General features: G+C 54.3%; 23 protein-coding genes. 13 read left to right on the top strand and 10 right to left on the bottom strand.

The window, feature by feature from the left end; genetic code table 11:
* Window positions 1-560: 560 nt before the first annotated feature.
* A complete protein-coding gene (locus tag ABLV11_RS10330; RefSeq protein ID WP_004105364.1) occupies window positions 561-1,067 on the bottom strand; it encodes a MarR family transcriptional regulator in 507 nt (168 codons plus the stop codon).
* A gap of 80 nt (window positions 1,068-1,147) precedes the next feature.
* Here ABLV11_RS10330 and ABLV11_RS10325 point away from each other — a divergent pair, with 80 nt between their 5' ends.
* Entirely contained in the window at window positions 1,148-2,032 is an 885-nt protein-coding gene (locus ABLV11_RS10325) for an EamA family transporter (RefSeq protein WP_004105362.1), read from the top strand.
* 515 nt (window positions 2,033-2,547) lie between these two features.
* Here the strand turns inward: ABLV11_RS10325 and ABLV11_RS10320 are convergent.
* Window positions 2,548-2,757 (bottom strand): YdgH/BhsA/McbA-like domain containing protein, encoded by a 210-nt coding sequence (locus ABLV11_RS10320; RefSeq protein ID WP_004105360.1) that lies wholly within the window; start codon window positions 2,755-2,757, stop codon window positions 2,548-2,550.
* A gap of 383 nt (window positions 2,758-3,140) precedes the next feature.
* On the opposite strand from ABLV11_RS10320, the gene ABLV11_RS10315 reads away from it, so the two are divergent.
* The 7 genes from ABLV11_RS10315 to ABLV11_RS10285 all read left to right on the top strand — a co-directional run bounded on the left by ABLV11_RS10315 (window position 3,141) and on the right by ABLV11_RS10285 (window position 10,362).
* Window positions 3,141-3,452 carry an antibiotic biosynthesis monooxygenase gene (locus tag ABLV11_RS10315; RefSeq protein WP_004115172.1) on the top strand — a complete coding sequence of 104 codons (312 nt, stop codon included), beginning with the start codon at window positions 3,141-3,143 and terminating at the stop codon, window positions 3,450-3,452.
* Window positions 3,453-3,497: 45 nt separating this feature from the next.
* Window positions 3,498-4,220 (top strand): winged helix-turn-helix domain-containing protein, encoded by a 723-nt coding sequence (locus tag ABLV11_RS10310; RefSeq protein ID WP_105889128.1) that lies wholly within the window; start codon window positions 3,498-3,500, stop codon window positions 4,218-4,220.
* A 393-nt stretch (window positions 4,221-4,613) separates the two neighbouring features.
* Window positions 4,614-5,222, top strand: coding sequence for a type 3 fimbria major subunit MrkA (mrkA, locus tag ABLV11_RS10305; protein ID WP_004105354.1), 609 nt, complete (start codon window positions 4,614-4,616; stop codon window positions 5,220-5,222).
* A 289-nt stretch (window positions 5,223-5,511) separates the two neighbouring features.
* A complete protein-coding gene (locus tag ABLV11_RS10300) occupies window positions 5,512-6,213 on the top strand; it encodes a molecular chaperone (RefSeq protein ID WP_105889127.1) in 702 nt (233 codons plus the stop codon).
* A gap of 11 nt (window positions 6,214-6,224) precedes the next feature.
* Complete coding sequence (locus tag ABLV11_RS10295) at window positions 6,225-8,711, top strand: fimbria/pilus outer membrane usher protein (RefSeq protein WP_004115165.1); 2,487 nt, start codon at window positions 6,225-6,227, stop codon at window positions 8,709-8,711.
* Window positions 8,702-9,697, top strand: coding sequence for a fimbrial protein (locus ABLV11_RS10290; RefSeq protein WP_004105348.1), 996 nt, complete (start codon window positions 8,702-8,704; stop codon window positions 9,695-9,697). The genes ABLV11_RS10295 and ABLV11_RS10290 overlap by 10 nt, the downstream gene beginning before the upstream one ends.
* 14 nt (window positions 9,698-9,711) lie before the next feature.
* Window positions 9,712-10,362 (top strand): type 1 fimbrial protein, encoded by a 651-nt coding sequence (locus ABLV11_RS10285; RefSeq protein WP_004115158.1) that lies wholly within the window; start codon window positions 9,712-9,714, stop codon window positions 10,360-10,362.
* Window positions 10,363-10,420: 58 nt separating this feature from the next.
* Here ABLV11_RS10285 and ABLV11_RS10280 read toward each other — a convergent pair whose 3' ends face one another.
* The 6 genes from ABLV11_RS10280 to ABLV11_RS10255 all read right to left on the bottom strand — a co-directional run bounded on the left by ABLV11_RS10280 (window position 10,421) and on the right by ABLV11_RS10255 (window position 15,769).
* Complete coding sequence (locus ABLV11_RS10280; RefSeq protein WP_049128247.1) at window positions 10,421-11,137, bottom strand: EAL domain-containing protein; 717 nt, start codon at window positions 11,135-11,137, stop codon at window positions 10,421-10,423.
* Window positions 11,138-11,276: 139 nt separating this feature from the next.
* Window positions 11,277-11,861: a helix-turn-helix transcriptional regulator gene (locus ABLV11_RS10275; RefSeq protein WP_126489519.1), complete on the bottom strand. Its 585-nt coding sequence runs from the start codon at window positions 11,859-11,861 to the stop codon at window positions 11,277-11,279.
* A gap of 4 nt (window positions 11,862-11,865) precedes the next feature.
* Window positions 11,866-12,567 carry a hypothetical protein gene (locus tag ABLV11_RS10270; RefSeq protein WP_004105340.1) on the bottom strand — a complete coding sequence of 234 codons (702 nt, stop codon included), beginning with the start codon at window positions 12,565-12,567 and terminating at the stop codon, window positions 11,866-11,868.
* A gap of 387 nt (window positions 12,568-12,954) precedes the next feature.
* Entirely contained in the window at window positions 12,955-13,827 is an 873-nt protein-coding gene (locus tag ABLV11_RS10265; RefSeq protein ID WP_024274661.1) for an aldo/keto reductase family oxidoreductase, read from the bottom strand.
* Window positions 13,828-13,942: 115 nt separating this feature from the next.
* The gene (locus ABLV11_RS10260) at window positions 13,943-15,172 is read right to left on the bottom strand and encodes an amino acid permease (RefSeq protein WP_004105334.1); all 1,230 of its coding nucleotides are present in this window, start codon (window positions 15,170-15,172) and stop codon (window positions 13,943-13,945) included.
* 135 nt (window positions 15,173-15,307) lie between these two features.
* Window positions 15,308-15,769, bottom strand: a complete 462-nt coding sequence (locus ABLV11_RS10255; RefSeq protein WP_032729031.1) for a multidrug/biocide efflux PACE transporter — start codon at window positions 15,767-15,769, stop codon at window positions 15,308-15,310.
* A gap of 96 nt (window positions 15,770-15,865) precedes the next feature.
* Here ABLV11_RS10255 and ABLV11_RS10250 point away from each other — a divergent pair, with 96 nt between their 5' ends.
* The 3 genes from ABLV11_RS10250 (at window position 15,866) to ABLV11_RS10240 (ending at window position 19,143) form a co-directional block, all read left to right on the top strand.
* Window positions 15,866-16,738 carry a LysR family transcriptional regulator gene (locus tag ABLV11_RS10250; protein ID WP_004105330.1) on the top strand — a complete coding sequence of 291 codons (873 nt, stop codon included), beginning with the start codon at window positions 15,866-15,868 and terminating at the stop codon, window positions 16,736-16,738.
* A gap of 290 nt (window positions 16,739-17,028) precedes the next feature.
* A complete protein-coding gene (locus ABLV11_RS10245; protein ID WP_016808901.1) occupies window positions 17,029-18,204 on the top strand; it encodes an acetyl-CoA C-acetyltransferase in 1,176 nt (391 codons plus the stop codon).
* Between the two features lie 243 nt (window positions 18,205-18,447).
* A complete protein-coding gene (locus ABLV11_RS10240; protein ID WP_004105324.1) occupies window positions 18,448-19,143 on the top strand; it encodes a porin in 696 nt (231 codons plus the stop codon).
* A gap of 334 nt (window positions 19,144-19,477) precedes the next feature.
* Here ABLV11_RS10240 and ABLV11_RS10235 read toward each other — a convergent pair whose 3' ends face one another.
* Window positions 19,478-20,653 (bottom strand): oligogalacturonate lyase family protein, encoded by a 1,176-nt coding sequence (locus ABLV11_RS10235; protein WP_004105320.1) that lies wholly within the window; start codon window positions 20,651-20,653, stop codon window positions 19,478-19,480.
* A 542-nt stretch (window positions 20,654-21,195) separates the two neighbouring features.
* Between ABLV11_RS10235 and kduD the strand changes: the two genes are divergently transcribed.
* Entirely contained in the window at window positions 21,196-21,957 is a 762-nt protein-coding gene (kduD, locus tag ABLV11_RS10230; protein ID WP_004105319.1) for a 2-dehydro-3-deoxy-D-gluconate 5-dehydrogenase KduD, read from the top strand.
* A gap of 311 nt (window positions 21,958-22,268) precedes the next feature.
* The gene (locus ABLV11_RS10225; protein ID WP_004105316.1) at window positions 22,269-23,687 is read left to right on the top strand and encodes a sugar porter family MFS transporter; all 1,419 of its coding nucleotides are present in this window, start codon (window positions 22,269-22,271) and stop codon (window positions 23,685-23,687) included.
* On the opposite strand, the gene ABLV11_RS10220 is transcribed toward ABLV11_RS10225, so the two are convergent.
* Complete coding sequence (locus ABLV11_RS10220) at window positions 23,688-24,683, bottom strand: LacI family DNA-binding transcriptional regulator (protein WP_004105314.1); 996 nt, start codon at window positions 24,681-24,683, stop codon at window positions 23,688-23,690. It abuts the gene before it with no gap.
* Between the last annotated feature and the right edge of the window lie 66 nt (window positions 24,684-24,749).

The following is a 24,749-nucleotide window of genomic DNA, read 5'->3' as shown; positions in this document are numbered from 1 at the left end:
TTCTGCATGCAGCCCCGGGGGCGGCGCTCAACGCGCCTTGCCCGGGCTACAGGTTCATTGCCGTCTGCGATCCGGTAGGCCGGACAGATACCCAGGTTCATTGCCATCTGCGGGCCGGTAGTCGGTAGCCCGGACAGATACGCAGCATCGTCTCCGGGGAAATTCAGCCGTTCTGCATGCAGCCCCGGGGGCGGCGCTCAACGCGCCTTGCCCGGGCTACAGGTTCATTGCCGTCTGCGATCCGGTAGGCCGGACAGATACCCAGGTTCATTGCCATCTGCGGGCCGGTAGTCGGTAGCCCGGACAGATACGCAGCATCGTCTCCGGGGAAATTCAGCCGTTTTGCACGCTGCCCCGGGGGCGGCGCTCACGCGCCTTGCCCGGGCTACAGGTTCATCGCCGTCTGCGATCCGGTAGGCCGGACAGATACCCAGGTTTATTGCTATCTGCGGGCCGGTAGCCCGGACAGATGCGTAGCATCGCCTCCGGGGAAATAACGGTGATGCTTCATCAAAGGTGAGCCGGCAGCAGTATGAGCACCCTGTTAAAGCAGAGTGGTATTACTCTTTTTCCAGCAGACGCATAAACACCGTCAGCGCTTCATCAAGCTGCTGGCGCTGCCCCGCAGAAAGGCCATCCAGCAGCTGCCGCTCATTTTCCACGTGGCTCTCTACCGCCCTGTCGATTAACTTCCGCCCCTCAGGCGTCAGCGCGACCAGCATGCTGCGCGCATCGTCCGGGTTTGGCAGTCGGCGAATAAACCCTCGTTTTTCCAGCGCTTTAAGACGATGGGTCATGGTGCCGGAGGTGATCATTAACGTTGAAAAGAGCTGGGTTGGTGACAGCACGAACGGATCGCCCGCTCGTCGCAAAGTCGCCAGCATGTCAAACTCCCAGCGCACTAAATCATGGCGAAGAAAAGCCGCTTCAATACGCGGTTCCAGCAGCAGCGCGCAGCGCTTCAGACGACCGAACGGTCCCATTGGAGTGCAATCGAGATCGGGGCGTTCCCGTTTCCACTGTTCAAGAATGCGATCCACGGCGTCGGTCTGCGGTGATTTGTCCATTAATGCCCACTTGTCTTGATATCAAGATAAATATCGATACATACTTAGGCCATAATTTACCTTGATATGAAGATAAAATCATGGCCTTTGTTTCGCGCAACCTTGTTGTAGATCTATTCTTAACCGCGCTGGCGCCCGCCATCTGGGGCAGCACCTATATTGTCACCTCGCAGTTCCTGCCGCCCGATAGACCGTTTATCGCCGCGCTGCTGCGGGTGCTGCCGGCCGGGATCGCCCTGCTGATCTGGAGCCGCCGCCTCCCGCTGCGCGGCGAGTGGTGGAAACTGATTGTCACCGGGATCCTGAATATCGGCGCGTTCCAGGCGCTGCTGTTTATTGCCGCTTATCGGCTGCCGGGCGGACTGGCGGCGGTGATTGGCGCTATCCAGCCGCTGCTGGTGATGCTGCTGGCATGGTGCGTCGATCGTCAGCGATCGCCCTGGCTCGCGGTGCTATCAGCAATGACGGGGATCGTGGGAATGGCTATGTTGCTGCTATCGCCGCAAATGACGCTCGATCCGTTAGGGATCGGCGCGGCGTTTCTGGGGGCGATGAGTATGGCGCTTGGGACCTGGCTGTCGCGGCGCTGGGCGATCGCCTTGCCGGTTATTGCCCTGACAGGCTGGCAGCTGCTGATTGGCGGTATTGTACTGGCGCCGATTGCGTTATTGGTCGATCCGCCGCTGCATCAGGTAACGCTGACTCAGGCGGCGGGTTATTTGTGGCTGTGCGTTGCCGGGGCAATGCTCGCATATGGCCTCTGGTTCCGCGGTATTGGCCGTCTTTCTCCGGTAGCGGTATCGGCAATGAGCCTGCTGAGTCCGGTGACAGCGGTACTATTAGGCTGGGTTTTCCTCGGACAAAAAATTGAGGGGCTGGCGCTGGCGGGATTGGTGATTGTGCTATTCAGCGTTCTGTCAATTCAGCGCGCATTATCGAATAAGAGAGCTGTAGCGGGTCGGTAAATCCCGGAGGCGATGCTGCGCATCTGTCCGGGCGACCAGACCTGCAGGCGGCGGTGAATAGTGGGGTTACCGGCTCGCAGACGGCGATGAACCTGTAGCCCGGGCAAGGCGCGTCAAGCGCCGCCCCCGGGGGCAGCGTGCAGAGCGGTCAAATTTCCCGGAGGCGATGCTGCGCATCTGTCCGGGCTACCAGACCTGCAGGCGGCGGTGAATGGTGGGGTTACCGGCTCGCAGGCGGCGATGAACCTGTAGCCCGGGCAAGGCGCGTCAAGCGCCGCCCCCGGGAGTAGCGTGCAGAGTGGCCAAATTTCCCGGAGGCGATGCTGCGCATCTGTCCGGGCTACCGCACCGCAGACGGCGATGAGCCCACAAACTTGGCTGCGGGTTCACTGTTCGCCAGAAACAAAAAAAGCCCCATCAAGGGGCTCGACATTGCTGGGTGCTTATTATGTGGCGGGAGCCAGACCAGCCGCCTTCAGGCGACCTGTCCGGCAGCTCCCTCTGCAACCATTCGGTTATTTAGACAGCTCGGCGGTCATATGTACCTGGTTACCGGTATAAGCTTCGGTAATGTGGTAAGACTCACCCTGGTCTTTAGCAATGGCAGCGATTTTGGCTTCGGCGTTGTCCAGAGTATCTGCGGTTACGCTAACAGGCTGAGCGAAGCTAGCAAAAGAGACCAGAGACAGCATACCGGCAGCGGCAAGTAATTTTACGTTTTTCATGGTGTTTATCCTTTTAACTTTTATGGTGGAAAGCGTGGTTGCTTTCGATGGACTTATAATAAGTCTGCTAACTATAACGCGAGTTGCAAAAAGTGCGATTTAGATCACACTTTTGTGACAGTGTGATGATGAATTACCTGATTTTGTTTTTTTATTTTCAATAAAAACATATGGATGCTCTCTTTTGAGACCTGTTTCAGGCCTTAGAAAATAGTTTCAAAAGAGGCGCGATTAGCTTTCTTCAGGTTATTAAATATTGCTTTTGTGAATATGTAGGGCGTTTTTCGCGCAATAAAAGCCATCATACTTCGCCCATCAGCGAAGCATTGAGCCCGGCAAAGAAGATATCCTGGCCTTCACACTGATTGCGTGAGGACGACGGTATGATTGCAGTACTCTTTGAAGCTGAGGTTACCCCGGCGAGCCAGGAGCGCTACTTAACGCTGGCGGCGGAGCTGAAGCCGCTGCTGAGCGATATTGACGGTTTTATTGCCATTGAGCGTTTTCAAAGCCTGACTGCGGCAGGCAAAATTCTGTCGCTCTCCTGGTGGCGGGATGAGGATGCGGTACTGGCGTGGAGGCGCAACCTTTGCCATCAGGCTGCGCAGAAAGAGGGACGGGAGAGCATCTTCGCCTGCTATCAAATTCGGGTTGCCCGGGTGCTGCGCGAATATCGTTCTCAACATGCCGATTAACGTAATATGGCGGCAGTTTGCCGTTGGGAAAATAAGCGAGGCGCTATGTTAAAACCTGTTGAGCGGATTGAAGACGATGAATCGCTGGCCCTGGCGATGGCGGCAGTGGCGTCGGCAATGGCGGATGCCTCGCGGTTGAAGATACTTTGCGCCTTGATGGATGGCCGGGCGTGGACGGCTACCGAGCTTTCCACCGTGGCCGACATTTCCCCCTCCACCGCCAGCGCGCATCTTAGCCGGCTGGTCAGCAGCGGTTTGCTGATGTGTCTTGCCCAGGGCCGCCATCGCTACTACCGCCTCGCCGGTAGCGATGTTGCCGGATTGCTGGAAAATATGATGACCATGGCTGGCAAGCGTGCGGTGGCGCTGTCCACCGCAACGCCGGTTAATTTACGCGTCGCGCGTACCTGTTACGATCATCTGGCCGGCGAAGTGGCGGTATCACTGTATGATTTTCTGCTGCGCGAAGCGTGGATAGCGCCTGATGGTACTGCTCTGACGCCCGTCGGCGAAGCGCAGTTTGCGCGCCTGGGGATAATGACGAAGAGCAGCTCCCGGCGCAAAGCGTGCTGCGGCTGCCTTGACTGGAGCGAACGTCGCTTTCATCTCGGGGGGGCGGCAGGCGCGGCGCTGCTGCAGCACGGTCTGCAGAAAGGCTGGTTTACCACTACCCCGGGATTCCGCGAAGTGACGATTACGTCAGCAGGATGGCGAGCGCTACATCAGCATTTTCAGCTGGCGAAAAATACCCGATCAGCGAGCGATTAAGAGTGTTCTGACAGGGGGGAAATAGTTTTTATGCCAATATAGGTTGCTATATTGTTAATTCCATATCGTCTTTTCCCCTTCCGTGTAAATAACAATAACTTTGTTTCTTGCTATCAATCCTGAATTATTAATAGTTGTCAGCTATCTGTTACATTGATTAACAGCTCGTGAACATATGTATATTTGTCAGCGAAAAATAGCATTCTTTGACGCCGACAGCCTTGACGATTTCTTTATTAGAATTCGTTCCTGACGCCTTAAATATTGCGGCTTCCGGTCAGTCGAAGTTTCTATTAACAGTTGCACAAGTGAGCATCGCAAATCGCTTCTGACTTTTGTGCGAATTAACTGTTTGCTCATCGATACTTAATTCACTCTGACAAGGAAATGGCAATGAAAAAGGTTCTTCTCTCTGCTGCAATGGCGACTGCGTTTTTTGGTATGGCTGCAGCAAATGCTGCTGATACCAATGTAGGCGGCGGTCAGGTTAATTTCTTCGGTAAAGTTACCGATGTATCTTGTACTGTTTCCGTAAATGGCCAGGGCAGCGATGCAAACGTTTATCTGTCACCGGTGACTTTAACTGAAGTTAAAGCCGCCGCTGCGGATACCTATCTGAAACCGAAATCTTTCACTATCGATGTGTCTGACTGCCAGGCCGCTGACGGTACCAAACAGGACGATGTGAGCAAACTGGGCGTGAACTGGACTGGCGGTAACCTGCTGGCCGGCGCTACTGCTAAGCAGCAGGGCTACCTGGCGAACACCGAAGCCGCTGGCGCGCAGAATATCCAGCTGGTTCTGTCCACCGACAACGCGACCGCGCTGACCAACAAAATCATCCCGGGTGATGCCACCCAGCCTAAAGCGACCGGTGATGCTTCTGCCGTTCAGGACGGCGCGCGCTTCACTTACTACGTTGGCTACGCTACCAGCACCCCGACGACTGTCACCACCGGTGTGGTTAACAGCTACGCGACTTACGAAATTACTTATCAGTAATATCGACTGAGAGATAAAGCCGCCTCGTGCCGGGGCGGTTTATATCCGTAATATTTCGAATAGCACAGGCGCTGGCGACGCTCGCTCATCCCAGTCACTTACTGGAGTAAGCTCCCGGGGATTAATGAGAGGCTCCTGCCTCTCAGCGAAGGCCAGCCTTCGGCTGGTCAAATTCGTCGGGAACGCATTTGTCACGCACTTGCCGCCTTTCTGCAATTCGAATTATTCAGGGTATACAACAATAATAAAGCGGCCACTGCTGCCGCTTATTTTTTATTCTGAGGTCAGCATGAAGCGTATTGCCCTTTTTTTCTGTTTCATTTTTAGTTTTGCGGCCCATGCCAACAATATTATTGTTAACGGCACCCGTTTTATTTACCCAGGAAATGAAAAAGAAATAACGGTGCAGCTCTCTAACACCGCCGACCGTCCGGCGCTGGCGCAGGCCTGGCTGGACAACGGTAATGCCGATGCGACGCCGGATACCATTACCACACCATTTATTATCACGCCGCCTATTTCCCGCGTTGATGCGAAAAGCGGCCAGACCCTGCGTATTAAGCTCGGCAGCAATGCGGGACTGGCTAAAGATAAAGAGACGCTATGGTGGCTGAACCTTCTGGAAATACCGCCGGTCGAGGCCAGCCAGAAAAATGAAGGACAGAATATTCTGCAGCTGGCGATTCGTTCGCGCTTTAAGTTTATTTATCGTCCTGCCGGTTTAGGCAATCGCGACGCGGCGGCAGACAAATTAGCGCTCTCCGCTAACGGCAGCAGCCTGTCGATCGGTAATCCAACACCCTTTTATATCACCGTAAGCCGTATCTCCCGTAACGGCGGCAAAGCGCTGAATAGCAAAACGGTCATGCTTGCCCCGCAGTCCAGTCAGACCATCGCCCTCTCTTCTACGGTGAGCAAAGGTGAGACCCTGACCGTTAACAATATTAATGATTATGGCGCAGACGTCGCAGTGAAAGTTACCGTCAAATAAGGGAAACGATCATGAAGCAGAGGTCAATCTGCCCGGGAAGATTAAGCACGACGATTGCGGTTGCGCTGTGCTGCTTTCCGCCATTTTCCAGCGGACAGGAAAACCCGGGAACGGTCTATCAGTTTAACGATGGTTTTATCGTCGGTAGTCGCGAAAAGGTCGACCTGTCGCGCTTCTCGACCAGCGCTATCAGCGAGGGCGTCTATTCCCTCGATGTGTATACCAACGGCGAATGGAAAGGGCGCTACGACCTGAAAATCACTGCCGGTAAAGATGGCAAAATGGGCGTCTGCTACACCAAAGCGATGCTGATGCAGTACGGGATCTCGCCGGAAAAGTTTAACCCGCAGCTCAGCGAAAAAGAGGGATTCTGCGGACGCCTGCAGGAGTGGCGTAACGAAGATAATGTTAAAGACACGCTGATTCAGTCCTCTCTGCGACTGGATATTTCCGTACCGCAAATCTATGAAGATCAGCGCCTGAAAAACTTTGTCAGCCCGGAATTCTGGGATAAAGGCGTTGCGGCGCTGAATTTAGGCTGGATGGCGAACGCCTGGAATAGCCACACGTCGTCGAACAACGGCTCTGATAACAGCAGCGCGTACCTTGGCGTTAACGCGGGCCTGTCGTGGGACGGCTGGCTGCTCAAGCATATCGGTAACCTGAACTGGCAGCAGCAGCAGGGGAAAGCTCACTGGAACAGCAACCAGACCTGGCTGCAGCGTCCTGTTCCGCAGATTAATTCGATAGTCAGCGGCGGGCAGATTTTTACCAGCGGCGAGTTCTTCGACACGATTGGCCTGCGCGGGGTCAACCTGGCAACCGATGACAATATGTTCCCGGACGGCATGCGCTCTTACGCTCCCGAAATTCGCGGCGTAGCGCAAAGCAATGCCCTGGTGACGGTGCGCCAGGGCAGCAATATTATCTATCAGACCACGGTACCGCCGGGGCCGTTTACCCTGCAGGATGTCTATCCTTCCGGCTACGGTAGCGATCTTGAAGTATCGGTAAAAGAGGCCGACGGTTCGGTTGAGGTGTTCAGCGTACCTTACGCCTCAGTGGCGCAGCTGCTGCGTCCGGGAATGACCCGCTATGCGCTTTCTGCCGGTAAGGTCGACGATAGTTCCCTGCGTAATAAACCGATGCTTTACCAGGGAACCTTTCAGCACGGTTTGAATAACCTGTTCACCGGCTATACCGGCGTCACCGGCTTTGATGACTATCAGGCCTTCCTGCTGGGAACCGGGATGAATACCGGCATCGGCGCGCTCTCCTTCGACGTTACCCACTCGCGGCTGAAGAGCGATACCCTTGATGAGCAGGGGCAGAGCTATCGCGCCACCTTTAACCGTATGTTTACCGAAACCCAGACCAGTATCGTGCTGGCGGCGTATCGCTACTCCACCAAAGGCTACTACAACCTGAACGACGCGCTGTACGCCGTCGATCAGGAAAAGAACCACCGCAGCAGCTACACCGTATGGCGGCAGAAAAACGGGATGACGTTTACCGTTAACCAGAACCTGCCGGACGGCTGGGGCGGTTTTTACCTTAGCGGTCGGGTGGCGGATTACTGGAACCGTTCGGGAACGGAGAAGCAGTATCAATTTAGTTACAACAATATGTACGGTCGGCTCTCGTGGTCGGTCAGCGCCCAGCGCGTCTATACCCCGGATAGCTCCGGCCACCGTCGTGACGATCGCGTTTCACTCAACTTTAGCTACCCGCTGTGGTTCGGCGAAAACCGTACGGCTAACCTGACGTCAAACACCTCGTTTAATAACTCGCGCTTCGCCAGCTCGCAGATTGGGGTCAACGGTTCGCTGGATAGCGAAAATAACCTCAACTACGGCGTGTCGACAACGACCTCGACCGGCGGCCAGCACGACGTGGCGCTGAACGGCAGCTACCGTACCCCGTGGACCACGCTGAACGGCAGCTATAGCCAGGGCGAAGGGTATCGCCAGAGCGGCGTGGGCGCCAGCGGAACGCTAATTGCTCATCGGCATGGCGTCGTGTTCTCGCCGGAAAGCGGCACCACGATGGCGCTGATTGAAGCAAAAGATGCCGCAGGCGCGATGTTGCCCGGTTCGCCGGGGACCCGCATCGACAGCAACGGCTATGCCATCCTGCCGTATCTGCGGCCTTACCGGATTAACTCGGTTGAAATTGATCCCAAAGGCAGCAGCGACGATGTTGCCTTCGGCAGTACCGTGGCGCAGGTCGTGCCGTGGGAAGGGAGCGTGGTTAAGGTCTCTTTCGATACCACGGTGCAGAACAACATCACTCTGCAGGCGCGCCAGGCAAACGGCCTGCCGTTACCGTTCGCCGCCACGATATATGCCCCATCCGGGAAAGAGATTGGCGTGGTGGGCCAGGGCAGCATGATGTTTATCAGCGACGCCAGCGCGCCGCAGGCTACGGTCAAATGGAGCGGTGGACAGTGTTCGGTAGAGTTAAGTCAGCAAAAAACAAAGGAAACGCTATGTCGCTAATGAAAAAACTGACGCTTTTTATTGGCTTAATGGCGATGGGAACCACGTCGGCATGGGCGTACTGTACGCGTCTGTCGCAGCCGACCGTTAACCTCGACATGGTGGTGGGGAGGGTGGTGGTTCCACCGGACCTGCCGGTAGGATCGGTGATCGTTTCCCGTAACTGGACTATGTCGGCGCCGGGCGGGGCCAGCTATAGCTGCAGCAGCGGCAATAACCGCTTTGCGGCCAAAATCGTTTCCACCGGCGCGACGGATCTGGGAAATAAAATTTACTCTACCAACGTGCCCGGTATCGGCCTGCGCTTTAGCCGCGGCGGGGCGACGGTGAATATTATCTACCCGGATGTTTACTCGAGCTACGCCAGCAGGACCACGAATTACTCGCTGGAAGGCTCACGCTTTACGCTGGAAGTGATTAAAACTGCCAGCGTGACCGGGAGCGGTACTCTGGCGGCGGGGAAATATACCTCTTATGACTGGGAGAACGGTAACAACCCGATTCTGGTGACGTACCTGAGCGCCAACGCGATCACCGTGGTGTCGCCCTCATGCACTATCCTGAGCGGCAAAAATATGAACGTTGATGTTGGCACCATTAAGCGCAGCGATCTTAACGGCGTCGGCACTACCGCCGGAGGTAAGGATTTTAATATTGAGCTGCAGTGCAGCGGCGGATTAAGCGAGTCGGGGTATGCCAATATCCAGACCTCTTTTTCCGGTACGCTGGCGACCGGCACCACGAACGCCCGAGGCGCGCTGCTGAATGAAAAATCCGGTAGCTCGCTGGCGAAAGGGATTGGTATTCAGGTTTTGAAAGATGGCGTGCCGCTGGAGTTCAACAAAAAGTACAGCGTCGGTACGCTGCGCACGCAGGAGACCCGCTATATCACCCTGCCTCTGCATGCGCGTTTCTATCAATATGCGCCGACCACCAGTACCGGTGAGGTGGAGTCGCACATGATCTTTAACCTGACGTACGATTAATTCGGGAGGCGGGTATGAGTGATGCAGCACGATTCAAAATTAGCAAACGACTCATTCAGCTGACCCTGATAAGCGGGGCGCTGATGGCCTCAACGGCGTGGGGTTTCGAAACCAATTACGATCGCGGGCGGGTGGATTTTGCCGGACGAGTGACCGATATTTCCTGTAGCGTGGCGCTCAACGGCGGTCACAACGCGGGGAGCGGCAGCGTCTGGCTGGCGCCGGTCAGTCTGGCGGAAGTACACGATCGCGGCGCCGGCGCATTTATGAAACCGCAGCCCTTTACCCTGGAACTCTCTAACTGCCAGCTACGGTACGACGGCGGCGCGGCCGATAAAGATGAGATCCGCCTGGTCAGCGTACGCTGGGTTGATGGATATATGGTCAAGGCGGTCAGCAATGAAAATGCCGGTTATCTGGCGAATACGCGAGCGGACGGGGCCAGCCATATTTTCCTCGCGCTCTCAACCAACGACAATAATACGTTGGATAAAAGCAATAAAATTGTTCCGGCCGATCCCCAACAAAACCGCGTACCGCTGGTAGAAAAGGCGGTAGATGGCGGCGTCTTTACTTATTACATTGGCTACGTGACGCCAGCGCCGGAAAAAGCCACCAGTGGTCCGTTGACCAGCTGGGCGACCTGGGAGCTGGTTTATAATTGAGTCGCCGGTGGGATGGCCCAAGGGATAATATTGATGCCGGAATTTTTCCGGCATTTTTTTAAACCGCGACCTCTTCCTGGATCAGTTGTTCAATGCTGACTTCCTGCCAGTAATGGCCCTGAATAGCAAACCACTCCATACCCTGTAACCATTTCTTATGCGCTTCGCTTTCTACGCCCTCAATAATCACGTTATGGTGGTTACGGGAAAGGAACGTGACCAGCGCATCCATTAATGGCCGACCAAACTCTTTATGCATTAAATGCCAGAAAAAATCTTTATCGATTTTGACATAATCAAAGTGATAACCGCAAATAGCGCTGATACCCGCGTTGCCTGAACCGAAATCATCGAGCCAGAGCGTGGTGCTTTGCGGATCATTCCAGGCGGCGAGAGCATTATTCAATAATTTGTTGGAGTTCTCGGTAACTTCAAAATGAACGCAGCCGATATGGTCGACCAGCGTTTTAATCTCCGGCCTTAGCAATACGCTAAGAATATGGTCATCAACATTGATGGTTGCCGAGATGCCGTTTTTATTAAACCACTGTTTATGTTTTTCGATAAGCGCCAGCTGTTCCATAAAAATGCTTTCACGTAAACCGGTATTGGCATAGCGGAAGAAGTTTTCCGGAGATATCGCCAGGCGGTCAAAACGACTCAGGCATTCAACGGCGACAAGCGTGCCTTTTGGGGAAAACATCTTTTGAAAGACATAACGCACGGATATATCGCTACGTGATAGATTATGGCTGGTAAACAGAGTTGCGTTCATTATCTCTCGTCAAAATGGGTTCAGAGGTCAGGAGAGGGTAATATTATTATAGGTGACCTTTCTGCCAATGGGAATGATTATTAAAGGCTGATTGCCAATAAATGATCGGCTTTGATTGGTCACCCACATATTTTTAGTTTCAGCAGTGATACATATTGACTATGCTTTTATGCATTATTCGTGAGCTATTCATTCCCAATTTTTTCATAATATGTACCCGGTGGCTGTGTACCGTTTTGTGGTCAATATCAAGGAGCGCTGCGATTCGTTTGCTGTTGTTGCAGGCGATGATTAACTCCAGTACCTGAAGCTCCCTGGCGGTCAGCCTGCGTTGGGTGCATAACGCCTGGCAGCCTTCGGCGGTCAAGGGTTTGCTGAGGATAGCTGAATAGTCTGATAAAGAAGATTTTTCTGTAAGAATCAAAAGGTTGTCCATGTCAATCAGTTCCCGAAACAGGCTGGAGAGCTCGCTTTTTACAATCAGCACCAGCAGCGCACAGTGCGTCAGGCGCTTTCGTAAGGTGTTGAGTAATGCGACCGTGGTGGCCGCAGAGATATCTTTGTGAATGATATTGATAATGACCGTCGCGGTCGGTGGGGCGCAGATACCTTTGACAATATCCTGAAAGTTCAGGGTCGTGATGCGCCTGGCGCGATCGATCATATAATCGTGAATGGCTTGTCCAATGATATTGTCATCAGTGTAGAGTAATATACTGTCCAAGGGTTCAGACTCTCTTTTTTCTTTTGGCTTCCATAATCAAGTCGAGCAGCACTTTCTCAATTCTCTTCTTGTTATCGAGGTTACGAAATTTAAACTGACAAGAAATCTGGTAGTAGCTGTCCGGCTTCTCGTTATCATCTAAAGTCACCATGACAACGTTTTTTATGACTAAATCTACGGTAACTTCGCCATATTCGGCGAGGGCGAGGATCGCATTCTTGAGAATGGCGTTATGGCTGAGGAATTTCAGATTAGGGCTTTGGGTCATCAGCGCGCAGCCGCCATCCGAAATGTCTTTGATTTCGAAAAGATAATTTTCTCCATTTTTGTGCCTGCCGTGACAGAAGAATTCATGCTCGTGGCGCAGACGGAATCGGGGATCGCGGCGGCGCTGGACCACCTGGATACATTCAGGCAGGGTAAACGCGACTTTATTGCCTTTCCCTTCGCTGCTGGCATAGATTTTCTTTAGCGTAGAGCAAAATTCGATTTTCCCTGAATCGCTATGCAGAATAAATTTAACTTTATGCCCGGCGGGGATTTTGCAGGTGGTGGTGATATGAAACTCGGCAAAATCCACCCGCGTCAGCTGGGTTATCGTGCTTTTGTTATTAACAAAAACTTCTATCTCCGCCTGCTTTCGAAGCTCTTCCCTGAAAATAGCAATGATTTCATACTTACTCGTCTTTATCGTTCCCTCTGTCATGTGAAATCCTTGTAAATTGTTATTGTGTGGTTGATTTTTTATATGGCAATACAAACATTCTGATTGTGTTAACCAGATGTTTTTATGAGCGTTTGATGTTGTTAGCTATCTTTGCAGCTAAATTGATTTGTATAAACTTTGAATGCGATATTGTTTTTCCTGTAATCAAGAGTTCAAAAATTTTGGCGAGACAAAAACGACAGAAGCCTCCATTTAGGAGGCCAGTCGGAAAAGGATAAAGCTATGCTTTGCATAGGGGTTATCCGTGAAGGAATAATGCAGATAACACCTAATTGTAGGATGTATAGTGCCAGTGGCGTAAAGGTAATTCCAGGCAAATATTGAGGAGCAGGCTTCTGCGAATATCCATTGGCAGAAGCCTGAGAATCAGGCGTGAGGCTGGAGGTTATCCAGAATGGCTAACGCATCGGCCGGAAGGGTTAATTCCGCGGCGGCAAGATTTTCGTGCAGGTGCTGTAGCGAAGAGGTGCCCGGAATAAGCAGAATATTTGGCGAGCGCTGGAGCAGCCAGGCCAGCGCTACCTGCATCGGCGTGGCATCCAGCGAAGCGGCAACTTCATTAAGCTCCCGGGCCTGGAGCGGGGTAAAGCCGCCCAGCGGGAAAAAAGGGACCCAGACGATATTCTGCGCCGCCAGCTCGTCGATAAGCGGGTCATCCTGACGGTTTGCTACGTTGTACTGGTTCTGAACGCAGGCGACAGGCGTCATTTTTTGCGCATCGCTTACCTGTCTGGCGGTGACGTTACTCAGTCCGATATGGCGAATCAGTCCGCGTTCTTTCAGCTCCAGCAGGGTGGTTAAAGGCCCTTCCAGCGACCCCTCAACCGGGCCGTGAGTGCCGAGCATACTGCGCAGATTCACTACCTCCAGCACGTCGAGACCCAGATTGCGCAGATTATCTTCTACCGCCTGAGTGAGCTCCGCGGGCGACATGGCGGGTAGCCAGTTGCCTTTATCGTCCCGGCGGGCGCTGACTTTGGTCACGATACACAGATCGTCGGGGTAGGGATGCAGCGCCTGGCGAATAAGCTGATTAGTGATGTGGGGGCCGTAAAAATCGGAGGTATCGATATGATTAACTCCCGACTCGACCGCTTCCTGCAGGACGCGGATAGCGGTTTGCGGATCTTTTGGCGGACCGAAGACGCCGGGTCCCGCAAGCTGCATCGCCCCGTATCCCAGGCGATAAACCTGACGATCGCCTAACGTCGCGGTACCGGATAATTTTACGCTGGACATAGCCATCCTCGCTTTCATTGTATGCAAAGGATAAGTGTATGCCGTCAGGGAGAGTGGTGGGATGAGAATATTGGCAGAACGTGCGGCGAATAAAGAATTAGCCGCACGTCAGGGACTAGCTAAAAAACATCACCGATACGCAGAGCAAACCGACCACCAGGGTGATGAAGTTACCCACTGAACGGTAAGGCTTCAGCGCCGGAATAAGATACGTGGACAGGGTGGGCATGATGAACAGGATCATCGCAATAAGCGGGCCGCTGATCGCATAAATCATTGAGATGGCGTTGGGATTGATAAAGCACACCGCGAAGGTCAGCGTCGAGACCAGCAGGATCGACATCGCCCGATTGAAGGCGCGGCTTTTACGAATCCCCGCCTGGGCGAGAGCGGTTTTGACCATTTCGCTGGCGCCTTCAATCACGCCAAAATAGGTGCCGAGGAACGATTTCGACATCGCTACCACCGCCACAATAATCCCGGTGACCGCCAGCCACGCCGGTGAACCCGGCATCATCGACAGCGCGGAAAGAATCGTGACCCCTTCATCACGCGCGGTTTGAATATAGGTGGCCGGTATCGACAGCAGGCAGCTGAAGACGAAAAACAGCACGCTGGCGCAGATGAGGGTGTAGGCCACCTTCATGATTTTTTTGCATTTACCCATGGCCTGCTCGCCGTATTTCTCCTGCTGATCGATAGCAAAAGTCGAAATGATCGGCGTATGGCTAAAAGCGAAAACCATCACGGGAATAGAGATCCAGATTTGGTGGAACGTGTGCGAAGACAGCTGCATCTGGCTGGTCAGGTAGGCTGGCTGCCAACTGCCCATTAAATAGATGGAGAGAAACAGGAAACAGGCGATCAGCGGAAAGACCAAAAAGCCCATGACTTTAATCGTGACGTGGCGGCCCATTAAAAAGATCAGATTCAGCACCAGCACCACGCCCAGACTGAGAAGCGCGCGTATTTGCGAAGTGATGGGCACGTGTCTGGCAAGCTGTTCCGCAAGCGAGTTGGTGATGGCGACGGCGTAAATCAGCACGACCACGAAAAAGGCGAGGAAATAGAGACCGGTGATCAGGCTGCCGATCTTTTTACCGTAATAGTGATTAACGGCGCCGGTGATCCCCGCGCCCGGAGCGATGTTAGCGGAAAGAATGAACTGGCTCAGCGCTTTATGCGGCCAGTAGGTCAGCGGCCAGGCGACCAGCGCGGTGATGAACAGAACGATGGCGCCAGCGGATCCCAGTTGGATCGGCAAGAATAACGTGCCAGCGCCTACAGCAGTGCCATATAAGGCGAAACTCCACAGAGTTTCTTCTTTAGACCAAATTTTAGACATTATGCGACTTTATCAACCAGAAAACGAACAAAAAGGAGTGCAATTTATCACATTTATGGATGAGCTGGGGCGATAGTTTCTGGCGAAGAAGTGAAGCCGCGGAGCGCCCGTTACCGGCCGGGCGCGTTGCAAAAATTACTGGCGGGCGGCGATTCGCTGCTGGCGAACCTTTATGACGCGTTCGCGCAGCATATCCCAGACCCAGTTAAACGCCATGGTGTAGGGAAGGAAAAACAGCATAAAGCCAATTTCCAGCATAAACGCCTGCATCAGCGAGACGCCCAGTACCAGCGCGACCATGGTGACGCCAATTATAATAAAGCCTGACTCGAAGCCGAGAGCGTGCAGCGCGCGGACCCGCAGGTTCCGCACGACCCGGGAGGTCGGCCACAGGCGGTCGAATAGGGCGTTATAGATAATGTTCCAGACCATCGCCAGCGTGGCGAGCAGGATACTCAGTCCGCCCATTTCCACGACCGAGCGCTGCATAAGCCACGCGGCGGTAGGGGCGAGGATCAGCGTCGCCAGACCTTCAAAGCTGATAGCGTGGATAACCCGTTCCGTCAGTGTTTTGCGCTGAACATGTCGTTGTTGCATGGCTCGTTGCCTCCAAACATTATAAGGAAATATCCGGCATTTTATGGATAAATGTGATAAACAAAAGATAGTATCCATCGATAAAGTAGATAGTTCATGCGCTATTCTCCCGAAGCCCTTACCGCTTTCGTCGAAGCCGTCGCCTGCGGTTCATTTTCTGCCGCGGCGCGGCGGCTGCGCAAAAGCCAGTCCACCATCAGCACCGCGATCGCCAACCTGGAAGCCGATCTAGGTGTGACGTTGTTCGATCGTACCGCCAGACAGCCCGCGCTGACGCCGCAGGGCGAGCAGGTGCTCAGCTACGTGAAAGCGATTCTGGCGGCCAGCGACAGGCTTGATGAGCTGGCAATTTCGCTGTCCGGTAAGACGGAAGCGCGTCTGACCTTTGTGCTCTCCGATACGCTGCATCCCGATGTGCTGGAAGATCTGCTGGCGCAGTTCGATCGCCATTTTCCGCATACCGAATTTGAGTGCCTGATTGGCGAAGATGACGATGTTATCGACCTGCTACAAAAGGAGCGGGCGCAGGTGGGGCTGATTGAGGCCAGAGATAACTACCCGACAGAAATCGGCAGCATCCGGCTGCCGATGCAAACCGAAATGGCTATTTACGTGGCTCCCCGGCATCCGCTGGCGGCCCAGGGCAGGGTGACCCGTGACGAGCTGTTTAGCTGGCGCGAGCTGCGACTGAGCACCTATCTGGAAAACACGACGGAACCGGCACGCGGGCTGGTATGGTCGGCGCCTAACTATCTTCTGCTGTTCAGCATGGCGGCTCAGGGGCTGGGATGGTGTATTTTGCCCAGCGCGCTGGTGGAGGAGTTTGCCGGTAGCGGCAGTCTGGTGGCGCTGGACATTGCCGGTTGGCCGCGGGTGATATCGACCGATTTGCTGTGGAATAAAAAGGCGCCTCCGGGAGAGGCGGGAAGCTGGCTGCGTCAGCATCTGCAGGGGCATCGGCGTGAATAGCGCCCATTATTTTCGCATCGCCCGGCGGCCGATACCTTGCGGGGCTTCGGTGCCGCTAGCTGGCCCGATATTGATTGCGCGGGGCTGCTTTTCGTCAGGCAGGTAAGGCGCCACCTGCCAACAATGCCTGCACGATGCGTAACAATGGCGTTGTCGCCAGCCGCAAGCGCTAAAATCGCCCACAATCTTTGTGATTCTCCTCACTTTTTTTAAACAATTGCGAAATTTTTTGATAACAATTCACTACTATGATGCTGTTTCTTTGCGCAGAGGCGGAGCAGAGGTAGAGGATGAAAGATGTCGTAATTGTCGGCGCGTTGCGAACGCCCATCGGCTGTTTTCAGGGCACGTTATCGCGTCATTCCGCGGTAGAGCTGGGCAGCGTGGTCGTCAAGGCGTTAGTTGAGCGCAGCGGCGTCGATCCCCAGAGTATAGATGAAGTGATCCTCGGCCAGGTACTGACTGCGGGCACCGGCCAGAATCCTGCGCGCCAGTCGGCAATCCGCGGCGGGCTGCCCAATACCGTTTCTGCCATTACCATTAACGATGTATGCGGTTCCGGGCTCAAGGCGCTGCACCTGGCCACGCAGGCGATTCAGTGCGGCGAAGCGGACGTGGTTATCGCCGGCGGGCAGGAGAATATGAGCCGCGCTCCGCACGTGCTGACCGACAGCCGTACCGGCGCGCAGTTGGGCAATAGTCAGCTTATCGATAGCCTCGTCCACGACGGCCTGTGGGATGCGTTCAATGATTATCATATGGGGGTGACGGCGGAGAATCTGGCGCGCGAGTACAACATTAGCCGTGAACTACAGGACGCCTGGGCGCTCAGCTCGCAGCATAAAGCGCGGCGGGCGATTGACTCCGGTCGTTTTCGCGATGAAATCGTGCCGGTAGCCAGTGAACTCAACGGTACCCTCCGCCTGGTGGACACCGATGAACAACCGCGCGTTGACCCCAGCGCTGAAGCGCTCGCCAGCCTGCTTCCGACCTTTGACCTGCAGGGCTCGGTCACCGCAGGGAATGCCTCAAGCATTAACGATGGCGCGGCGGCGGTAATGATGATGAGCGAAGCCAAAGCAGAGGAGCTGGGGCTGCCGATTCTGGCGCGCATCCGCGCCTTCGCCAGCGTTGGCGTCGATCCGGCGTTGATGGGCATCGCGCCGGTCCATGCCACCCGTCGCTGCCTGGAACGTGCGGGCTGGAAGCTGGATGAGGTCGATCTTATCGAAGCCAACGAGGCTTTTGCCGCTCAGGCTATTTCGGTCGGCAGGGTTCTGGAATGGGACGAGCGGCGGGTGAACGTGAACGGCGGCGCGATTGCGCTGGGCCACCCCATTGGCGCTTCCGGCTGCCGTATTCTGGTTTCACTGGTGCACGAGATGATTAAACGCGATGCCCGCAAAGGGCTGGCTACGCTGTGCATCGGCGGCGGTCAGGGCGTGGCCCTGGCGGTTGAACGTTAATAAGCCCTTTCTGATGTGAGTAAACTGAGCCTCCCGATGGAGGCTTTTTTGTTTTTACCGCCAGGCATTTCCCTCCTGAAAATTCCTTTGTAACGCTCTATTTTGTTGAGCTTTGTCACGTCTTTTTGTGCCACCTTTTTTGAAACAAATAATTACGATCGCGATCACTAAAACATTTTTGCCTAAAAAATAAAATGCGGTTTTATAAAAACGAAACGATATTTTAATTATGAGGGGTAATTTATGTTCGCAAGATCTCTGGCCCTTGCTGCACTCTGTGGCATGTCTTTCGCAGCTTCGGCAGTCACGGTAGATTTACGTCACGAATTCATTGATGGAGGCAAAACGGATAAGACCAACGCCGACCGCGTCTCCGTCTCCCATCGTTTCGCTAACGGCTTTGGCTTCTCCGTTGAGGCGAAGTGGAAGTCGGGCGGCGATAACACCAGCCAGCCTTATTCTGATTTCGTCGGTAATGGTCATGAAGAGAGCATTAGCTGGCAGTGGAAGGCTAACAAGAACTTCTCGGTCACGCCGGGGTTCAATATTGAAAGTAACGATAGCCGCTCAATCTACAAGCCGAATCTGCGCGTGCAATACAGCTTCGATAATGGTTTCTACGTTGCCGCCCGTTATCGTTATGACTACACCCGCTACCCGGCGAATGCAGGAAAAGAGGATGATAAAGTCAACCGTGGCGATGCGTGGGCCGGTTACGTGTTCGGCGACTGGCGTGCCGAGCTGAACTATGTTTATGCGCGCAGTACCGAAGGGGTTAAACGCAACGACAATAAACCTTACTCTCAGGAGTACAACCTCAAGGTTGCCTACAAGCTGGATAAAAACTGGGCGCCGTACGGTGAGCTCGGCAACGTCGGCGTCAACGATCGCAGCGATCGCCAGACCCGTTTCCGCGTAGGTGTTGCCTACTCGTTCTAACTTAAAAAATGTCCTCATCGTTTACCCCGGAGCGGTCAGCCGGGGTTTTCTGTTGGTATTAACTCCTCTTCCCGGAGGCGGTGCTGCGCACCTGTCTGGGCTACCCCATATGCACATCATGTAACCCGGACAGGCGCATTGCGCCGCCTCCGGGACAGGTACCGCGATCCAGGGAAAACGCCAGGCATAAAAATCCCTCCAAAAGGAGGGCAGGGTCAGTCATGTAGCCCGGATAAGCGCAGCGCGATCTGGGGAAAACGCCCGGGCATAAAAAAGCCCTCCAAAAGGAGGGCAAGGCCAGTTACAGAAACACTAACTCAAACAGTGGCTAACGCTATGCCTTCAGCATTTCGGGCTGCGGCGGCAGTTTCGCGATATATACGGCGGGTTTACCGTCTTTATCGGAACTGAACAAAATGGCGCTGTCGTCCGGCGTAAAGGACGGGTGCGGGTGGGTAACCTGGCGGCTATTAGCCACAGTTGCCCATGACGTATCGTGACGCGCGACGCGGAAATAAGCCTGCTTCGCGACATCGAAAGCGTAGAGATACGGGTCGTTATCAATGGTGTAGCCGCTGGTATCTTTGACGTCCACCGGCGTACCGGAGCCATCGCCCACCAGCAACGTGCCGTCGAAGTTACTCATCAGATGTGAACAGGCCGGCATCTGCATTACCGCTTCATTAACGCCGGTATCCGGGTTGAAGCTATAGATCGTGCGACCCTGCTGCCCCTTCAGATATGAGACGTACACCAGCGCCGAGCCGTTCGGTACCCAGAATTCATGGGTGCAGCTTTCGCCTTCCGCATGCTCTTTAACTTTACGCACGTTGCTACCGTCTTCATTTACCATCCACATCCGCGCATCGACCAGGTCATGCGGCCCTTCATGGCAGAAGGCGACGGTATGGTCATCGAAAGGACGATAAATCGGATGGCCAAGCCATTTCTTCTCTTCGTGGATCACGCTGCTTTCGCCGGTTTGCAGGTCGACGCGCAGCAGGCGGCAATGGGGGCCTTTGTGGAAGAAATCGTGGAAAATCTGCCAGTCGTTAAGCGGCGTCCAGTCGCTTTTGGCTATCTCAATGCCAACCAGTTTGGTGCAATCGCTGTTGGCCACCCAGGTGCCGTAGCCCACCCAGTCATCGGCCACGCGATAAACTTCACGTTCTTGCAGGGTGGTGAGGTTAACCTCCAGCAGCGTACGGTCGTTCTTCACGTAATAAAGAGATTTATCATCCGGGGAAAGGAAGCCCCCAAACGTGTTATCGCCGGCGCCTTCCGTTAGCTGCACCGCCTCGGCTTTGGCGAGATCCAGCAGATAGTAGTTCCAGTTGCCGTCGAACTCGCCGGCAAACAGCAAATGGCTGCCATCGTTAAAAAAACACTTCTGATAAAAATAGTTACGATGACATGTCACCTCCGGTGGGGTTAAACGGGTGATCTCCGCGCCAGTGTCCGGATCGCGGCTGACTTCATAATTCAGTTTAACCCGCATGCCTTTAGCCATGATGTACTCCTTTTCCTTCCTGAGGTATCGCCCGCCTGCGTTGACCGGCCAGTGGAAGTAGATTTAAAAGATGGGTGTTAATTTATCAAAACATCGTTTCATTATTTGTGATGACGGGCGCAATTCGCAACAACGATTTGCTCTGGATCGCACTTTTTTGCCGCCGCTTTGGCTCTCGCCAGAACGATCTTTGTTTTCCTGCCGTTTTTTTACGATCCTTCGTCTTTTTTTTAAGTTTATCTAACTAATTGTATTTTATTGAGTTAAATAGGGTTTTCACGGTTTATCAATCACCGCTTCGTGATCTGTTTTGCATTTTTAACATTTAACAGTCTTAAAATTGAAACGATGTTTTAATAATAATTGAAAATGACTTTAGCCGGGGCTAAGATGTGCTCACTGTAAAACGGAACTCTGTTTTATTTTTAGAAGGGTAAATCCCTGAGAGTTCTTCAAACCATAAGGGTCTGCGTAAGCAGCAGGCTGAACTATCAGAACCTTGCCTGTGCCTACACAGGCTCTGAAAGATTAAGGAACCAAGTATGATTCTTGACGCATTCTCCCTGCAGGGCAAAGTGGCCGTTGTGAGCGGTTGTGATACCGGTCTGGGCCAGGGTATGGCGGTCGGCCTGGCGGAAGCCGGCTGCGACATCGTCGGTATCAATATTGTTGAACCGACCGAAACCATTGAGCGCGTAACGGCGCTGGGCCGTCGTTTTCTCAGCCTGACCGCCGACCTGCGTCAGATTGACGGCATCCCGCAGCTGCTGGAGCGCGCGGTAGCTGAGTTCGGTCATATCGACATTCTGGTTAACAACGCCGGTCTGATTCGTCGCGAAGACGCGATCGAATTCAGCGAGAAAAACTGGGACGACGTCATGAACCTGAATATTAAGAGCGTGTTCTTTATGTCTCAGGCAGCGGCGAAACACTTTATTGCCCAGGGCACCGGCGGCAAGATTATCAATATCGCTTCCATGCTCTCTTTCCAGGGCGGTATCCGCGTACCGTCTTACACGGCGTCCAAAAGCGCGGTGATGGGCGTGACTCGTCTGCTGGCGAACGAGTGGGCTAAGCACGGCATCAACGTTAACGCGCTGGCGCCCGGCTATATGGCGACCAACAATACCCAGCAGCTGCGCGCTGACGAACAGCGCAGCAGCGAAATCCTCGACCGTATCCCGGCGGGACGCTGGGGCCTGCCGAGCGACCTGATGGGGCCGGTGGTATTCCTGGCTTCCAGCGCGTCTGACTACGTCAACGGCTATACCGTGGCGGTGGACGGCGGCTGGCTGGCGCGCTAATTTTTGCCGCGATATCCGCGCAATGAGAAACCCTGCTTCGGCAGGGTTTTTTTATGTCTTAATGAGTATTGTCCATATCGTTGAATGAGAATAGTCCATATGGGTTATTTGTTTTTCCGGTGATCATCTATGTATGCCAGGGGTTTCTGCGATTGAAATGCTTATTTTCTGTTCTTTGCAAAGTTGAATGTCCATCACAAAACCACTGCCTGTAGCAACTTAATCCATATCTTTGGCTTGTCCAGCCTGACACTTTAAGCCGCCGATCCCGTAGTTTCATCGTATGTCTTACTTCGTCTGGCAGGAAAAAAATGACCTCTATCAGTCACGACTCTACAACCATGCCGCGTTCGCAGCGCGATACCCGACGTATGAATCAGTTTGTCTCCATTGCCGCCGCGGTGGCGGGTCTGCTGTTTGGCCTCGATATCGGGGTCATCGCCGGGGCGCTGCCCTTTATCACCGATCATTTCGTTTTATCCAGCCGCCTGCAGGAGTGGGTGGTGAGCAGCATGATGCTGGGAGCCGCTATTGGCGCGTTATTCAACGGCTGGCTCTCTTTCCGCCTCGGGCGTAAATACAGCCTGATGGTTGGCGCGGTGCTGTTCGTCGCCGGCTCCGTGGGCTCCGCATTTGCGACCAGCGTTGAAATGCTGCTGGTGGCGAGGATCGTTCTCGGCGTTGCCGTGGGGATCGCCTCGTATACCGCGCCGCTGTATCTGTCGGAAATGGCGAGCGAAAACGTGCGCGGGAAGATGATTAGCATGTATCAGCTGATGGTGACTCTCGGGATTGTGATGGCGTTTCTCTCAGATACCGCGTTTAGCTACAGCGGCAACTGGCGCGCCATGCTTGGCGTGCTGGCGCTGCCTGCGGTGGTGCTGATTATCCTGGTGATCTTCCTGCCAAACAGCCCACGCTGGCTGGCGGAAAAAGGGCGTCACGTGGAAGCGGAAGAGGTGCTGCGAATGCTGCGCGACACGTCAGAGAAAGCCCGCGACGAACTGAATGAGATCCGTGAAAGCCTGAAGCTGAAGCAGGGCGGCTGGGCGCTGTTTAAGGTCAACCGCAACGTGCGTCGGGCGGTATTTCTCGGCATGCTGTTGCAGGCGATGCAGCAGTTTACCGGTATGAATATCATCATGTACTACGCGCCGCGCATCTTTAAAATGGCGGGTTTCACCACCACGGAACAGCAGATGGTCGCGACCCTGGTGGTAGGCCTGACCTTTATGTTCGCCACCTTTATCGCCGTCTTTACCGTCGACAAGGCCGGACGTAAACCGGCGCTGAAAATTGGCTTTAGCGTGATGGCCATCGGCACGCTGGTGCTGGGCTACTGTCTGATGCAGTTTGATAACGGCACCGCTTCCAGCGGCCTCTCCTGGCTGTCGGTGGGGATGACCATGATGTGCATCGCTGGCTATGCGATGAGCGCCGCGCCGGTGGTGTGGATCCTGTGTTCGGAAATTCAGCCGCTGAAGTGCCGCGATTTCGGTATTACCTGCTCCACTACCACCAACTGGGTGTCGAATATGATCATCGGCGCGACCTTCCTGACGCTGTTGGATGCTATTGGCGCGGCGGGAACCTTCTGGCTCTATACCGCGCTGAACGTCGCCTTCATTGGCGTGACTTTCTGGCTGATCCCGGAAACCAAAAACGTCACTCTGGAACATATTGAACGTAAGCTGATGTCCGGCGAGAAACTGCGCAATATCGGCAATTAATTATAATGAGTCGCGCGGCAGCCAGGGGCTGGCAACCCGAACTGTCTCCCGATGGCTGTCGCCGTTAATAATATGCAGGGCGCTCAGGCGCCCGATATCATAGTGCGGTAGCTGCACCGTTGAGAGCGGCGGTAAAAACAGATCGCCAATTCCCACCATATTATCGTAACCCACAACCGCCACATCCTGCGGAATGCGAAGCCCCTGCGCCAGCAGCGTTTGATAAACCATAAACGCGATGCGGTCGTTGCCGCAAATCACTGAATCGAACTGCGGCGTTTGTCGAACGATGTGCGCCAGCACGATGGCGGGAATATCGCGATAGTGCTCATCGCCGTAGGCCATATAGCTGTGGTCGAGCGTATCGGGGTCAATACCCGCTTCCCGGCAGGCGCGCTCCAGTCCCTCGCGGCGGCGGACGGTGGCCAGATGATTGGCCGGAAGATGCAGGCACAGCGGGCGGCGATAGCCAGCGGCCAGCAGCGCCTGTACCGCCGTATACTGGCCCTGTTCGTCGTCCGGAATATAGCTGGCGACCGGATCGTGCAGGCTTTCGCAGTTGGCCAGTACGCAGGGGAGGGTTAACAGCTTGGCCGGAAGCGGCACCTGACGCAGGCCCATCGTGGTGTAAATAATGCCATCCGGGCGATGGGAGAGCAGCAGGTCGACAATGGTTTCCGGGCTATCATCAGAGAACATATTGACCACGAAGCTGTTCCAGCCGTGCGCCCGCGCGGTTTCTTCGATGGAGAGCGTAATCTCTACTGAAAATGGCGTGGTGACGGTATCCAGCGCCAGCACTCCGATAGTGTTTGGCGTCGCATGAGCGCCGCGGATTTTTTTCGCCGACAGGTCGGGGACATAGTTGGTCTGTTCGATTGCCGCCTGGACGCGCGCCAGGGTCTCCGGCTTGAGCCTTTCCGGGCTATTGAGCGCCCGGGAGACCGTCATCAGCGATACATTCGCCAGCTTTGCCACATCTTTCAGAGATGCCATATTTAAGTGCTCCACCCTTGCCGTCGGCGGCGGGTATTACTAAGTTACTGATGTAAAAGGATCATA

This window comes from Klebsiella sp. GW_Kp181 (assembly GCF_040062315.1).
GTDB classification, from domain to species: Bacteria; Pseudomonadota; Gammaproteobacteria; order Enterobacterales; family Enterobacteriaceae; genus Klebsiella; species Klebsiella oxytoca.
The sequence above is the reverse complement of the archived record's forward strand: the minus strand, read 5'-3'. Positions and strand labels throughout refer to the sequence as shown.

What these genes read in the sequence shown, in the direction of transcription:
- ABLV11_RS10240 (WP_004105324.1), top strand. Translation starts at nt 18,448, where the DNA reads ATGTTCGCAAGATCTCTGGCCCTTGCTGCACTCTGTGGCATGTCTTTC.
- ABLV11_RS10320 (WP_004105360.1), bottom strand. Translation starts at nt 2,757, where the DNA reads ATGAAAAACGTAAAATTACTTGCCGCTGCCGGTATGCTGTCTCTGGTC.
- ABLV11_RS10245 (WP_016808901.1), top strand. Translation starts at nt 17,029, where the DNA reads ATGAAAGATGTCGTAATTGTCGGCGCGTTGCGAACGCCCATCGGCTGT.
- ABLV11_RS10250 (WP_004105330.1), top strand. Translation starts at nt 15,866, where the DNA reads ATGCGCTATTCTCCCGAAGCCCTTACCGCTTTCGTCGAAGCCGTCGCC.
- ABLV11_RS10325 (WP_004105362.1), top strand. Translation starts at nt 1,148, where the DNA reads ATGGCCTTTGTTTCGCGCAACCTTGTTGTAGATCTATTCTTAACCGCG.
- ABLV11_RS10225 (WP_004105316.1), top strand. Translation starts at nt 22,269, where the DNA reads ATGACCTCTATCAGTCACGACTCTACAACCATGCCGCGTTCGCAGCGC.
- ABLV11_RS10255 (WP_032729031.1), bottom strand. Translation starts at nt 15,769, where the DNA reads ATGCAACAACGACATGTTCAGCGCAAAACACTGACGGAACGGGTTATC.
- ABLV11_RS10265 (WP_024274661.1), bottom strand. Translation starts at nt 13,827, where the DNA reads ATGTCCAGCGTAAAATTATCCGGTACCGCGACGTTAGGCGATCGTCAG.
- ABLV11_RS10315 (WP_004115172.1), top strand. Translation starts at nt 3,141, where the DNA reads ATGATTGCAGTACTCTTTGAAGCTGAGGTTACCCCGGCGAGCCAGGAG.
- kduD (WP_004105319.1), top strand. Translation starts at nt 21,196, where the DNA reads ATGATTCTTGACGCATTCTCCCTGCAGGGCAAAGTGGCCGTTGTGAGC.
- ABLV11_RS10260 (WP_004105334.1), bottom strand. Translation starts at nt 15,172, where the DNA reads ATGTCTAAAATTTGGTCTAAAGAAGAAACTCTGTGGAGTTTCGCCTTA.
- ABLV11_RS10280 (WP_049128247.1), bottom strand. Translation starts at nt 11,137, where the DNA reads ATGAACGCAACTCTGTTTACCAGCCATAATCTATCACGTAGCGATATA.
- ABLV11_RS10310 (WP_105889128.1), top strand. Translation starts at nt 3,498, where the DNA reads ATGTTAAAACCTGTTGAGCGGATTGAAGACGATGAATCGCTGGCCCTG.
- ABLV11_RS10300 (WP_105889127.1), top strand. Translation starts at nt 5,512, where the DNA reads ATGAAGCGTATTGCCCTTTTTTTCTGTTTCATTTTTAGTTTTGCGGCC.
- ABLV11_RS10290 (WP_004105348.1), top strand. Translation starts at nt 8,702, where the DNA reads ATGTCGCTAATGAAAAAACTGACGCTTTTTATTGGCTTAATGGCGATG.
- ABLV11_RS10270 (WP_004105340.1), bottom strand. Translation starts at nt 12,567, where the DNA reads ATGACAGAGGGAACGATAAAGACGAGTAAGTATGAAATCATTGCTATT.
- ABLV11_RS10330 (WP_004105364.1), bottom strand. Translation starts at nt 1,067, where the DNA reads ATGGACAAATCACCGCAGACCGACGCCGTGGATCGCATTCTTGAACAG.
- mrkA (WP_004105354.1), top strand. Translation starts at nt 4,614, where the DNA reads ATGAAAAAGGTTCTTCTCTCTGCTGCAATGGCGACTGCGTTTTTTGGT.
- ABLV11_RS10295 (WP_004115165.1), top strand. Translation starts at nt 6,225, where the DNA reads ATGAAGCAGAGGTCAATCTGCCCGGGAAGATTAAGCACGACGATTGCG.
- ABLV11_RS10285 (WP_004115158.1), top strand. Translation starts at nt 9,712, where the DNA reads ATGAGTGATGCAGCACGATTCAAAATTAGCAAACGACTCATTCAGCTG.
- ABLV11_RS10220 (WP_004105314.1), bottom strand. Translation starts at nt 24,683, where the DNA reads ATGGCATCTCTGAAAGATGTGGCAAAGCTGGCGAATGTATCGCTGATG.
- ABLV11_RS10235 (WP_004105320.1), bottom strand. Translation starts at nt 20,653, where the DNA reads ATGGCTAAAGGCATGCGGGTTAAACTGAATTATGAAGTCAGCCGCGAT.